This is a genomic window from Lysinibacillus antri, assembly GCF_003977595.1.
Classification (GTDB): Bacteria; Bacillota; Bacilli; order Bacillales_A; family Planococcaceae; genus Ureibacillus; species Ureibacillus antri.
This window is the reverse complement of the sequence record NZ_RYYR01000007.1, coordinates 69,640-82,854: the sequence shown is the minus strand read 5'-3', so window position 1 is coordinate 82,854 and position 13,215 is coordinate 69,640. Positions and strand designations below refer to the sequence as shown.

Below are 13,215 nucleotides of genomic sequence, written 5' to 3'. Positions count from 1 at the left end.
CATTCTATTTGTAATATTCACAATATTCACTACTGAAATGATGATAACACAATTGTTATATAACAACAATAAAATTTTTAATATTCTTATATAACAGTTGAGTAACATATTATTAGGTTAATAGAGTATTTTATGCGAATTTTAGAGATTTATTAAAAGAGTCATTTGGGTACACAAATAAAGTGCAAATCCCGACTATCTTACATTACAATAGGGAAAGAATATGAAGGAATTTACATTTTTCAAGGAGTGTTGAAGCGATGGCAATTGAAGTGTATTTAAATTTTGATGGGAATTGTAGAGAAGCAGCTGAATTTTACGCAAAAGTATTTCAAACAGAAGCGCCAAAAATTATGACATTTGGAGATGCGCCACCCGATCCAAATTTCCAAATTCCTGAAGACGCAAAACATTTAGTGATGCATACGAATTTGAATATCGCCGGTAGCCGTGTCATGTTCTCTGATACTTGGCCCGGTTCTCCATTTGTGGTAGGAAACAATATTAGCGTAACCGTTGTTAGCAAGGACGAGCAGTTAATTCGCTCTGCTTTTGAAGGTTTAAAAGAAGGTGGAACCGTGGCAATGGAACTCCAAGAAACATTCTGGAGCAAATGCTACGGTGCCGTAAAGGACAAGTTCGGCGTGGAATGGCAAGTGAGCTTGGATAGCGGCGAGCAATTCTAGAATCTAAGGAATAGTCTATAGCTATGAATTGGGCTATAGACTATTTTTTGTTTTAATTTGTGGGCACTTGACTCGATTTGAGGGCACTTACGCTTTTTTGTGAGCGCTTGGCACCAGCTTGAGATCACTTGGCCTGATTTATGGGCGCTTGACACCGGGTTGGGATCACTTGGCGCGACTTGTGGGCACTTAGCTCCAGTTGCGGGCACTTGTCACCTTTACTCCATCTTCCCCAAACTGTTTATAGGCACGATGATCAATCATACCTGCCACTTTTTCAAATGGAATCGAACGGCGAATACCGGCAGTCACAAATTTCTTCGCTTGAACAACTGCTTCTTGCATTGAAAGACCATTCGCAAGTCCAGCTGTAATCGCTGCGGAATAAGAACAACCTGCTCCATTTGTATGGATTGTATCGATACGAGGTGCCTCAAGCAACGTCATTGTCACGCCATCATACAACACATCAATGGCAGCATCGTGTAATCTTCCGCCTTTTACTAAAATGTAGTCCGGGCCGAATTGATACAAATCCCGGGCTGCATCTTGTAAATCCACTAATGTTGTTAATTCATGGCCCCCTAATAAATACGTTGCTTCTGGCATATTTGGGGTAATGATGTTTGCCTGAGGAATTAATTTTGTTTTTAACGTATCCATCGCCTCAAAATCAAGCAAGGCAGAACCCGCTTTCCCAAACATCACTGGATCGACAACAACATTCCGAATCGTTGTTGTTTGGAGCCACGTTGAAACAAGGTCAATAATCTCTTTTGAGAACAGCATCCCTGTTTTTAGCGCATCAATATCCCCTTGCTCATAGATTGTTGAAAGTTGAGCTTCGATAACGTCTAACGGTTGGATAAAAATGTTTTGTTTTGTCTCTGGATGAGTTGCAACAAATGCAGTAATGGCCGACATTCCAAAAACTCCAAACTCTTGGAACGTTTTCAAATCTGCTTGAATGCCCGCCCCACCCCGCGCTGCAGAACCTGCGATTGTACATGCTTTCGATATTGGCATAGTATTTCGAAACTCCTTTATCAACTGGTTATGTATAAACTTTAAAATGAGAGCACTTGCGAATTGGTGAAGTACTCTCAAAGTATCAATTTTACTAATTTCGGCTATTCGCAATCGCAGAGCCGATCATATAAGACACCATATGCCCGACGTAAATTGCAGAAATTAACCAAAATGCAATCATGGAATGGAAAATCACAAGCGATAAAAACCACGCAACGAAAATAACGCCGAGTGAACCAATCCACCCATAGGACCGCGAAAGATGATCATTGTAGACAAAGCGTTCATCATATTGTTTTTTCTTTTTCATTATACGTCTTGGAAAATAAAAAGCACTTACAATTATTGTTGCTAAAAACAGCCAAAAAATTAATGACACCCATGGATTATCCATTTTTCTCTTCCCCCTCAAAAATAAATACATCTTCAATCCGGCACTTAAACACACGCGCAATTTTATACGCAAGTGTGAGCGATGGATTGTAGCGCCCCTTCTCTAACGAAATAATCGTTTGCCTCGAAACTTCTAACTTTTCTGCAAGTTCGTCTTGAGTCAAATCATAAACTGTTCGCAAATCTCTAATTCGGTTTTCCAATTCCTACTTCTCACCACCAAATGTAAAGCTAACTTTACGTAAAGGATACTTTACATTCCACTCAATGTCAAGTTCCCTTTACATTCGAAGTACCCGGTACAGTCACCTAAACATATACTAGTTTATTATCAACATGGAAGAAGGTTCAGATGTGGGGAATGAAAGTTCGAAACTGACTTCTTATTTTCTATTAATACTGTTAATCGTCATTTGGGGCGTAAGTTGGCCGATCTATAAAAATGGCGTAAACTTTATGCCGCCTCTCCTCTTTGCAGGGGCAAGGGCATTTATTGGCGGGTTCATATTACTCATATTCGCTTTGAAAATTCGATATCTCCTGAAATTCAAAGAAAATTGGAGATTCTATTGCATTTCGGCGGTATTAAATATGGTTCTTTATTTAGGTATTCAAACGATTGGTATTATCTATCTACCGGGGGGGCTTTTTTCAGTAATTGTTTATTTTCAACCAGTACTTCTCGGAATTATGGCATGGTACTTTTTAGGTGAGGAGATGACGATCCTAAAAAGTATCGGTCTCATTCTAGGGTTTATTGGCATTGTATTTGTTAGCATCGATGGCCTAATCATTCATGTTTCTGCCATTGGAGTAACCTTAGCATTAGCTACCGCACTAGTCTGGGCGAGCGGTGTGATTTATGTGAAGAAAAACAAAACACGCGTACACCCCTTTTGGATGGTGGTCATGCAGCTAGTCATTGGTGGAGCGACTTTACTCGTAAGTGGATTAGTCACAGAAAATGTACACGATATTGTTTGGAATGTAGAACTGATTTCAAGCATTATTTGGGGTGCTATTGCGGGTATGGCCATTGCACAAGTCATCTATTTCAAACTGATGAATGAAGGTGAGGCAAGCAAGGTGGGGGCATTTACGTTTTTAGTACCCATCTTGTCGGTGATCGTTAGCGCCATTTTTTTGAAGGAAAGCATTACGTTCAACTTATTTTTAGGAATGTTACTTGTTGGCGTAAGTATTTATCTAGTGAATCGTCCCCCTAAAAAACTTTCTATTTATTAGAAAAACGCTCCAAAATAAATGACCATTTTGGAGCATCCTCAATTTAAAACATATTGTAAATACCGTAGTGACGGACCATAACCTTTTTGTGGGATATCTTTTGAAAATCGATTTAAGAACGAACCATCTGTAATCGAGTCAAAGGTGGCATCCGTTTTTACTTCTACACGATATTTGTCTTCAGAAATAACAATTTCTAAATGCTCTTCATTGCCCTCATTTTCCCTGACAATTTTTTCTACAGAATGATAAATATCGGAACTGAGCGTTGGGTCCATTTTAAATTTCATCTCAAAAATTTCCTTTAACAACTCGTTACTTAAACTACTTGGTAAAATTTCATTTAAAGACTTTATATACGCCTCTTCCTCTGCATCTCCCATGGACATGTGTTCTGACTTTCTTTCCAAAATCTCATCCCATAACGGCTCATAATCTGCATCCACCTCCAGAAGCTCCAACATTTTTTCATCAAATTCCTTAATCGCTTCCTCGGTAGCGAACAAAATTTCACTTGTTGCCGCGATTGCACCAAGATGAGCAGCAGTGGATGCTTGATGCTTTACAACATATACCCGCGCAATATTTATGACAATCACTGAAATGACAATAATCGTCGTCATAATCCATAATAAATAAATCGTTGCACTTCCCTTTTCATCTTTTACATATTTCATGGTACAAACACCTTTCCAGTTGCCTTGGAATCAATCGTAATTGTGGCAAGATCAGCCATACTTTCTGGAAGGAATACTAATGGGTGCTTTGCTGTGACAGTGACGACAAAAAAGTTAGGATCAGCTGAATCTGGTTCGATTAAAAAACTATGGTCCGTTAATAATGACCCGCTGCCAATTGTTTGATCAATCGTATCTTTTGTTTCCCAATAATCTTTTGACATGGCATAAACCTGTGCAGCATCTGTAGTAGCGGCCTTTAAATTCAATACTGCGTACCCCGAAGCAACGACCTGCCATAATATAAGGAAAAATAAAAAATAAAATGGAAGGATCCCTAAAAATTCAATGGAAAGTGAGCCTTTTTCATTATTTAATAGCTTTTTTACTTTCATGATGGTCCACCCTTCCTTCGTCTAATTATGTTTTAATATTTCTTTTACCCGTTCAGGTGTTGCTAACATGGCGGGAGAAATCATAATAAAAAAGAGACCACCAAAATATAAAATGCTGGCACCTGCCACAAAGGGTCCTGTTTTTGATACAACAATATAAACCCATAAAAGTGCCCCAACCATTATAAAAGTAAAAGAATAGACCATGATTAATTTTTTAAACAATATATGTTGGGGATTCACAATCGCAATGGTTACTGAATCATATCTTATGATTAGAAATGCTACTAAACCGACCGTCACCATGAGTAAAAGCCAAAAGAACGCTGTTGGATACAAACTTCTAAAAGCTGGTGACATCGCATAATAAGCAATCCCCATCATCATCACAAAGGAATGAAGGGAAAAATAACGTTTGCTCTCGTCCTTATAAAACAGCCAAATTATATAGTTAATAAAGGCTAAAATGATAGCTAATACAACATTAAAAGCAAACCAAAATCTTACATTCACTTCAGGTAGTAAACTAAATGGAATACCCATTAGTAAATGCAAAAATAATGTAAGTAATACTCTATTTTTCGTAAATGGTACTGATTGTTGTGCAGCTCTCATTACATCATCCCTTTACATTCGTTTGTGAATCTTGAAGTTGATTCATTTTGTATTGAATATAAAATACATGAAGGAAAAATAGTAAATATTTATTTAGTATGACATCTGCTTCCTCTTCAAAGCTTTCACGTAATCTAAAAATAGAATAATAAAGAAATCCAATAAAAAAGAAGTTAAAAATAATTTCATAGGATTCAATATTTGCAAGCCCATAATCACTCAATACTAAATTCCCAAAGAAATGAATAAATAAGAAAATAAACGAACCCAACGTGAATACTCTCCATAACCCAAAATGAATCCCTGTTTTATAATGGGAATTTTGGATGCTCTGACGATTTCTTAGGAACCAAACGCCTATGTATGCTCCTAATGTAATAATCGATAATACAATCATGACAGGGAGATTTAATTTTTTAAAATCAATACTAAAATTGTGATCAGTACTTATTAATTTTTCCATCCATTTCATCCCTTCAAATTGCAGGATCATTACGATAACGCAATGTTAAATAAATATATAATAGTGGAAACACGAGAATATTTAGGACAACTCGAATAATTAGATAGGCCAACAAGTTATTTTCAAACTGTGCAAGAAACTGTAACATCGCAACCCATAAACCAACGTTAATACTGATGATTACGATTAAATCACCTAGTAATGAAATATTCTCTCTCACAATGGTTTTCGTTGTATTTGAAATTACTGTCTTCACGCTTCGACCTTCTGAAAAAAATGGGAAAACTAATAAAAATAATAAACCGACAAACGTAGGAATAAACAAAAAGAGAATGCCGACAATCGCAATCCAATAAATAATACTCGTTAAAATCACTAACAGACCGAACTGTTTTACAAAGAAAATTAACCCATCTACTGGTTTGAACACGTCATCCTGTTTATCAATTAAAACCATTTTCACAAAAGGTGGAATACAAAGGATAAAATTTAAAAAGAAAGCAAGCCCCGCAATATAATGGGGGGTGATTCCCTCATTGGATGAATAGACATACACCATTGATAAATAAGAAAAAATTGTAACAGGTAAAATAATTAGAAACGACCATGTAAGGATTTGGCTCCAATTACGATTATAAATATCAAAAACATTACGGATCATGTGAGCACACCTTCTCTTTTCTTTCTAATCAATACCGTTATATACGCAAATAGGAGACTAAACACAACCGCTAGTGACATGCTTCTCCCAATACCATCTGGATCGGCAAAAATGAAAATATTAAAAACAAACTGATATAAAAGGAAACTACTAAAAGAAAGAAGCACTGCTCCTAAATAAGCCGCTGTGTAAGGTGTTGCTGGATTCCATCTAGCACAAAAAAAGCCAACACTTCCATAGATGAGAATCATTTGAAACAATAACAGGAATCCGACACTTCCAAATGGTATCAAACTTACAATAAAAGTAACGACAACTGTCAATAATATGCTAACCCCAATTGCTTGAAAAAACTTCATCGTATTAAACATCTTCTCACCTCCCCTTATGTGGTTAAGAGCTGCCCCTAAAAGAGCAACTCCATCATCCAAAGCCGAATAAATTTTTGGCACCATTCCATACATTTTTTGCTGTATTTGTCACGGCTTTATACCCTGCATTTACCCCATCACTTGCCCATTTTTTCAGCCTTCTTCCGGTATCTGTACCATTAATACCGAGCGATATGCCGACACCGACTAGTAATCCAGCGAATGCTCCTACTGCAGTACCTAAACCAGGTACAACTGATCCTCCAATAGCACCTGCAGCAATACTTGATGCAATACTAGAAACAGCAGTCGTTCCAGCTCCAATTGCAAGATCTACCGTTAAATCTGCATAAAATTCGGTGGATTTAAATGCCTGTTGACCATGTTTCCCAACATTCGATAGAACATTAGCACCAATATTTAGAGGGCCATTGAGTTTACCTAGATTGGATAGCGAATAAAACTTTTTAGAGAAAATATTAAATCCATCGTTTAATCCGGATTTAACACTTTTCCATACACTACTAACGCCACTTTTGAATGAATCGAAATTGGCAATTTTTTTCCCATCCAAAAATGTCGTAACTTTATACGGTTTGGGATTGCTTTTCCCAGCCGGTAAGTAAGCGTCTCTACCATCAAGTTTGTATTTTTTGTAGTTATCATAAAAATAATTTAAGATTGGATTTTTTAGCTGATTCTTACCATGGACTTTATAGTTTCCTGATTTAAGCTCTTCCAATCGAAACCCTGCGTAAAAGGCAGACATTCCTTCCATAAATGGCTTTGCAAAACCAGTAATGTAGCGTTTTCCATCCTTTAGTAGCCCCGCGACAACACCAAGAGGTCCATTTTCAGTAATCGTTGAACTAAAAAGAATATTTAATAATGAAAGTTCGCCACTGCTTGAATTGCCAGAAGACGTATCCCCTGAACCATCTGTTGTCCCGGTTTCGAGATTCCCACCTTCTCCACCGTTACCACTATCTAATGAATTACCGGTTGGGCTCTCACCATTTGAAGGTCCGTCTCCAGCAGTAGGCGTTTCCCCTGCAGTCGGTCCTTCTCCTCCTGTAGGTCCTTCACCAGCTGTATTACCGTCACCTCCAGTTGGTGATTCTCCTCCACTAGGGCCTTCACCACCGGATGGACCCTCTCCTTCGATTGTTGCATTACCACCTTTTAGAGGATTACCTGTTGGAGATGCATCCCCACCAGTAGGAGCTTTCCCACCAGATGGACCTTCCCCTCCGTCAGTAGCATTACCACCTGTTATATTATCCCCAGTTGAAATAGGTGTTCCTGTCTGTAACCAATTGATTGGCAAAGTACCCGCAATATTTGGAATAAGAAACTGGCCCGTATTGCTGTTATAGGGAGGGATAATCGGTTGCCCTGAAACAGGTGAAATGCCCCCGTTTAACGATAGACCTGGTTGATACGTTTGCCCTCCATTTATCGGCGTACCTGGCTCAATCACTTCACCTGGAATAATAAATTGCCCACCCGTAATTGGTTGCCCCGGTGTAATTGCCTGACCAGGAGTGATTGGCGTACCCGGAGAAATGAAGAAGGCCATTGTTATCGAAGGAATTGCCGACCAAAATAATATAAAAGCAATCATGAATACAGCGATGATTCTTCTAAATATTCCTCTTTTCACACTTTCACCTCGCTCCTACTCTTTAAGGAGTGCTTGTGTTCGTTAAGTACTTTTCCTCCAAAGCCTTCATGGCATCTGTATAACTTAATTCATTCATTGCTTCTAATTCAGCTCTTAATTTGTCATATTCTTGTTCAATCCAAGTATGATATTCTTTATTTTTTCGTTGTAAGTAGTCATGCGATTCTGGTGACATTTTATCTTTTTGCTGATACAAATACGTTAATGTAAAACCAACTGCTTGCCGTTCATCAACCCATTTTTTAAATTCACGACTATGGTAACCAAAAATATCAAGCCAGTTATTAGTTTTATAGAGTTCAATCCAGCCTTCCTGTGATTCTTTCCATTGCTTCCACTTCTCAGCAACTTTATTGGCTTCCGCTAATTGCTCTTGAAGACCTTGTGCATCGGATACATTTTGATATGTCCCTTCTGTTGCGGTTGCTATTTCTTGAAGCTGTTTTTGTCCTGCATGATCCACATTGAAACCAATAATATTCATAATTGGCGTTATATCAGAATCATAGAGAGATTTTGCCGCTTCCACAGGCTGATCATCACAAGTTGAAATCCCATCACTAACAAGATAGATAATGTTTGTATTGTTCTCTCCTTTAAAGGAAGCCAAATCTTTCTGCGCTTCATTTAACGCTAGACCAATTGGCGTCCAACCCGATGGAACTACTTTCGTCAGTGCTTGCTCAAAGTTACCCGCATTGTACGTACTTAATGGATACACTAACTCACTGCTACTACAAGAAAGTGCTTTATCTGAATCACTCCCAGTCCCCTTATGACCGTAAATACGCAACCCAACATTTGTATTCTCAGGTAACTCCTTAACGAATGATGTAATTGCCTTTTTCGCTGCGTCCATCCGCGTTTCATTACCTTCATAATTTTTCATACTCCCAGAGGCATCTAAAATAACCATCACATTCAAATTTTCTTTAAATTGATAGCGAGGATCTTCAATTTCTGGGTTTCCAATCGATTGAAATTTCATTTGTTCAATTAATTCCTCAGGTCCCACAAAGTCTTGTTGAAAAACAGATAAAATAGCTTCATAATAGCGGTCCAGTTGTTCTGTTGTTGGATTTCCTGAAATATCTGGAAGGTGTTTCGTTAATTCATCCGTTAATGTTCGCCCTTCCTCCTCGAGCGTACTAACATATTTCGTATAGCCGGATGGTAAATTTTCTAACTCTTTTAACGTTGTAGGAAGCGGAGGAACTTGGGCAATATTCTCTTGATCTGCTACTTCTTCCTCAACTTCTTTTTTTGGCTCTGTGTTTTCTGTAGTTGTCTCTTCTGTTTGTGCCTCTTGTTGTTCCTCTGTTGTTGAAGGTTGTTCATCATTACTACAACCAACAAGTAGTAAAAATAAGAGGATCATCGTTATACTCCATGGTAATTTTGGTTTCAAAAAATTCTCCTCCCATAACTACTAGCAATTAAAACTTGGATAGATTCGCTCAGTTAATTGGCAAACCCGCTATTGCGAAACTATTAACCTACCATTCCAGCAATTTTTTGAATGATTTTTCCGATTAACTCTGAAATTGCACTGGATTGACCATTAAGAGCGGTCGAAACAATACCTAAAACTAAAATTAATAATGCGGCTAAACCAAGCCACTCTAAAGATTGAGCTCCTCTTTCATTTTTCAATGGGGACATTAACGTAATCCAAAATGACAACATAAATTCTTTCATCTCTTCATCTCTCCTTTTCATTATTTAGTTCTTCATCAAAAGACGGGGCTAACATTTACAAAGTCATCCACCTCTAGTAAAGCCTTTATTGAAATAATTCAAAAATGCCATTGTTTTGGTTGAACATATTTATAATCATCAAGCCTCCAATAAAGATGAGGGCGGACGGCAGAATAATAAATGTCGTGACTAATGTTACTTTCGGTGAAGCTTTTGCCGCCTTTTCTTTAATCATCTCTTTTTTGAGTTTCCTCATTTCTTCAGCTTGTTGTTTGAATGAATCTGCAATTGGAACACCAAGTCGCTCACCTTGAATAAGAGACTTAATTAATATTTGAAACTCTTTCGAATCATTTCGTTCAAGCAGCAAACGATACGCTTCTACTTTTGGAACACCAATACTCAATTCTTGTAAAAAGCGGCTAAATTCTTCTTTAATGGGTCCTTCAAAATACGGCACAATATCTCGTAATGCTTGATTCATGCTAACACCTGCCTGTAACGTTACACTCATCGTGTCAAGAAAATCAGGCAGCTGGTACGAGATTTCAGATTGCCGCGCATTTGCTTTTGATCGAATCCATAAAATCGAGAACATATAGCCTCCAATTGGCAAAAGAATGACTAAAAATTGAGCAAAAGGAAAACCAAGTACGAGCATAATGCCTCCAGCAATCACACCAAAAATAAGAAGAAACATTTTTAAGCCCTGAAATCGCTCAACCGTTAAACCATATGGATGCCCCGCTTGAATGAGCCATTTTTTCACATCGGCATTTTCACTAAAAAAATTGATACGTTGGCCTAGCTCTGAAAAATCATCCGCAAAATGGAGGATTTTCTTTAATACTTTTTCATTCCTGCTTACTTTCTTTTGGAACGTGTCATAGGTATAAAGCGTGTCAGCAATGGTTCTCTTTAACTCTCGACGGCTTTGCCCATAAACGTAAACCGCTCTTAGGGCAATCCCAAAAAATAGAACGGTTAGAATAATCGTAATGGCGATAATTCCATCCATTTTGTCACACCCTAATATTTGTAATTTTTCTTACGATGAAAAATGTCGCAACTGTTCCAGACGCAAAAATGGCAAATAGAAGTAGGCCAATTCCTGAGAACAGTGGATCAAGGAAGCCATCTACAACATTGTTCATCATCAGTACTAAAAAAATTGGAATGACCGGAATGATATACGAAATGTACCGTTGCTCAGCGGTCAGTGTTTTAATTTCCTGCTTTAACAGCTTTCGTTCATCTAACGTGTTGCTCATTTCATCCAATACCATATATAAATTTCCGCCAGCTCTTTTTTGAATAAGCAGTGTCGCTGTAAAAAGATGAAATTCTTTATTGTCAATACGCTTTTCCAATGCACGAATCGCATTGCCAAAATCAATCCCTAAAGATAATTCGTGGGCTAAATTTTTAAACTCACTCTTTGCTGGCTCCGTCATTTCCTTTGCGACTAGTTGGATTCCTTGATTTAATGTCATCCCTGACCTTGTAGAATTAGCAAGAAGTCGGCATATTTCAGGAAGCTGGTCCACAAGAATTTGCCGACGTTTGTTTTTCCGCATAACAAAAAGCATCCGTCTTGCACCTTCAAGTAACAGCAAGGAAATGACAATAGCGATCACTATTGACACGTTGAAAATGTTGTAAAGAACAAATAACAAGCCCATGTAAGCAACAATTAAAGCACCAATAAATTCAGAAGGAGTAAACGGAATGTTGGCATCGAGTAAGGTTTTTTCCATTTCTTTTGCCGTTTCCGTTTGATCAAATTTTGCTCCCCATATGACCAGTACACTTTTTCTTCGTTCTCCTTCACGGTAAAACTGATGTGTTTTTTTTCGCCACTCTCTCTTTTCTTTTCGATAGCCTAATAGATTGTAAAAGCCAAATACGAGTAGAATTGTAGCGATTGCTGTGACGGTGGCGGCAATCATAGACTCACCTCCTGATGCTCCGGTAAAAACAAGCCATCTGGAATCGAGAGACCAAACATTTTAATCCGCTCGATGCATTTGGGCTTTACCCCTGTTGGCGTAAAATAGCCAATGACATCTCCATCCTTTGTCATGCCTACCCTTTTAAAAGTGAAAATTTCAACGATTTGTGATGTACCATCTTCCTTTTTCTGTACCTCGGAAATAGAAACAATTTTTCGTGTTCCATCTGTTAAACGAGTAGCTTGAATGATAATGTCCAATGCACCAACGATAAATTCCCGAATAATGGAGGAAGGCAAATCCATCCCCGCCATGACGACCATTGATTCCACACGTCTAAGTGCGTCATCTGGTGTATTCGCATGGACAGTTGTAATAGACCCTTCATGTCCTGTATTCATCGCTTGAAGCATATCAAACGCTTCTCCACTCCGAACTTCCCCAACGATAATTCGGTCAGGTCGCATTCGAAGTGCGTTTCTTACAAGATTTCGGATTGTCACTTCCCCTTTTCCCTCCACGTTTGCAGGGCGAGCTTCCATGCCGACAACATTTGGTCGATTCAAACGAAGCTCCGCAGAATCCTCGATCGTAATAACACGCTCAAAATCTGGAATTGAACTAGCAGCAACGTTCAAAAGAGTTGTTTTTCCCGAACCCGTTCCACCAGAAATGAGCATATTCATTTTCGCTTTGACAACACAATCAATAAACGTCGCCATTCCGTGACTTAATGATTCAAACTGAAGCAAATCGTCCATTTGAAATGGCTCTGCTCGGAACTTACGAATTGAAACGAGGGTGCCATTTAAACTAATTGGTGGAATAACGGCATTTACCCGACTTCCATCTGGCAACCGCGCATCAACCATTGGCGAGCTTTCATCAATCCGACGACCAAGTGGAGCCACAATACGGTCCACAATATGTCGCACATGTTCATCGTCACGGAATGCAATATCCACTTGTTGTAGCTTCCCTCTTCTTTCCACATACACCTCGTTATAGCCATTAATTAAAATTTCTGTGATAAGTGGATCATTGATTAGTGGCTCAAGAGGACCTAACCCAACTGACTCGTCTAAAATTCTTGTGACAAGTAGTTCCTTATCATGTCGGGAAATAACAACCCGTTCCTCTGACATAAATTGAGAAACATACTGCTCAATCTTAAGTCGCATTTCCCCTTGTGAAAGTTGAGTTAATGCTTCTAAATTCGTATCACGTAAGAGGCGACTTTTATAATGCTCAACAAGGTCATCCACAAGATGGTTATCGTACTGATAGGAAACGGTTTTCTTTTGAGAAACCAATTCTTTTCTTCTTTCAAAAATAGAAGCCATTAC

General features: G+C 38.4%; 17 protein-coding genes. 2 read left to right on the top strand and 15 right to left on the bottom strand.

What is annotated here, in order from left to right:
* Positions 1–260: 260 nt before the first annotated feature.
* Positions 261–686: a VOC family protein gene (locus EK386_RS06890; RefSeq protein ID WP_126658301.1), complete on the top strand. Its 426-nt coding sequence runs from the start codon at positions 261–263 to the stop codon at positions 684–686.
* A 189-nt stretch (positions 687–875) separates the two neighbouring features.
* On the opposite strand, the gene thiD is transcribed toward EK386_RS06890, so the two are convergent.
* The 3 genes from thiD to EK386_RS06875 form a co-directional block, all read right to left on the bottom strand.
* On the bottom strand, positions 876–1,712 hold the full coding sequence (gene thiD / locus EK386_RS06885) for a bifunctional hydroxymethylpyrimidine kinase/phosphomethylpyrimidine kinase (RefSeq protein ID WP_126658300.1): 837 nt from the start codon (positions 1,710–1,712) through the stop codon (positions 876–878).
* 94 nt (positions 1,713–1,806) lie between these two features.
* Positions 1,807–2,109, bottom strand: a complete 303-nt coding sequence (locus EK386_RS06880) for a hypothetical protein (protein WP_126658299.1) — start codon at positions 2,107–2,109, stop codon at positions 1,807–1,809.
* A complete protein-coding gene (locus EK386_RS06875; protein ID WP_126658298.1) occupies positions 2,102–2,311 on the bottom strand; it encodes a helix-turn-helix transcriptional regulator in 210 nt (69 codons plus the stop codon). Before EK386_RS06875 ends, EK386_RS06880 begins: the two co-directional genes overlap by 8 nt.
* Positions 2,312–2,462: 151 nt before the next feature.
* Here EK386_RS06875 and EK386_RS06870 point away from each other — a divergent pair, with 151 nt between their 5' ends.
* On the top strand, positions 2,463–3,353 hold the full coding sequence (locus tag EK386_RS06870; protein ID WP_246027604.1) for a DMT family transporter: 891 nt from the start codon (positions 2,463–2,465) through the stop codon (positions 3,351–3,353).
* Positions 3,354–3,391: 38 nt separating this feature from the next.
* Here EK386_RS06870 and EK386_RS06865 read toward each other — a convergent pair whose 3' ends face one another.
* From EK386_RS06865 to EK386_RS06810, 12 genes are all read right to left on the bottom strand, one after another.
* Positions 3,392–4,030 (bottom strand): pilus assembly protein TadG-related protein, encoded by a 639-nt coding sequence (locus tag EK386_RS06865; RefSeq protein WP_126658296.1) that lies wholly within the window; start codon positions 4,028–4,030, stop codon positions 3,392–3,394.
* Complete coding sequence (locus EK386_RS06860) at positions 4,027–4,425, bottom strand: pilus assembly protein (RefSeq protein WP_126658295.1); 399 nt, start codon at positions 4,423–4,425, stop codon at positions 4,027–4,029. The genes EK386_RS06865 and EK386_RS06860 overlap by 4 nt, the downstream gene beginning before the upstream one ends.
* A 21-nt stretch (positions 4,426–4,446) precedes the next feature.
* Entirely contained in the window at positions 4,447–5,040 is a 594-nt protein-coding gene (locus tag EK386_RS06855) for a hypothetical protein (RefSeq protein WP_126658294.1), read from the bottom strand.
* Between the two features lie 4 nt (positions 5,041–5,044).
* A complete protein-coding gene (locus EK386_RS06850) occupies positions 5,045–5,503 on the bottom strand; it encodes a DUF4234 domain-containing protein (protein ID WP_126658293.1) in 459 nt (152 codons plus the stop codon).
* A gap of 13 nt (positions 5,504–5,516) precedes the next feature.
* Positions 5,517–6,164: a hypothetical protein gene (locus EK386_RS06845; RefSeq protein ID WP_126658292.1), complete on the bottom strand. Its 648-nt coding sequence runs from the start codon at positions 6,162–6,164 to the stop codon at positions 5,517–5,519.
* Positions 6,161–6,535 carry a hypothetical protein gene (locus tag EK386_RS06840; RefSeq protein ID WP_126658291.1) on the bottom strand — a complete coding sequence of 125 codons (375 nt, stop codon included), beginning with the start codon at positions 6,533–6,535 and terminating at the stop codon, positions 6,161–6,163. The genes EK386_RS06845 and EK386_RS06840 overlap by 4 nt, the downstream gene beginning before the upstream one ends.
* 52 nt (positions 6,536–6,587) lie before the next feature.
* Positions 6,588–8,198 (bottom strand): hypothetical protein, encoded by a 1,611-nt coding sequence (locus EK386_RS06835; RefSeq protein WP_126658290.1) that lies wholly within the window; start codon positions 8,196–8,198, stop codon positions 6,588–6,590.
* 22 nt (positions 8,199–8,220) lie between these two features.
* Entirely contained in the window at positions 8,221–9,627 is a 1,407-nt protein-coding gene (locus EK386_RS06830) for a vWA domain-containing protein (protein ID WP_246027603.1), read from the bottom strand.
* 83 nt (positions 9,628–9,710) lie between these two features.
* A complete protein-coding gene (locus EK386_RS06825; protein ID WP_126658289.1) occupies positions 9,711–9,917 on the bottom strand; it encodes a hypothetical protein in 207 nt (68 codons plus the stop codon).
* Between the two features lie 85 nt (positions 9,918–10,002).
* Complete coding sequence (locus tag EK386_RS06820) at positions 10,003–10,935, bottom strand: type II secretion system F family protein (RefSeq protein WP_126658288.1); 933 nt, start codon at positions 10,933–10,935, stop codon at positions 10,003–10,005.
* Positions 10,936–10,939: 4 nt separating this feature from the next.
* Complete coding sequence (locus EK386_RS06815; protein WP_126658287.1) at positions 10,940–11,866, bottom strand: type II secretion system F family protein; 927 nt, start codon at positions 11,864–11,866, stop codon at positions 10,940–10,942.
* Positions 11,863–13,212 (bottom strand): TadA family conjugal transfer-associated ATPase, encoded by a 1,350-nt coding sequence (locus EK386_RS06810; RefSeq protein WP_126658286.1) that lies wholly within the window; start codon positions 13,210–13,212, stop codon positions 11,863–11,865. Before EK386_RS06810 ends, EK386_RS06815 begins: the two co-directional genes overlap by 4 nt.
* Between the last annotated feature and the right edge of the window lie 3 nt (positions 13,213–13,215).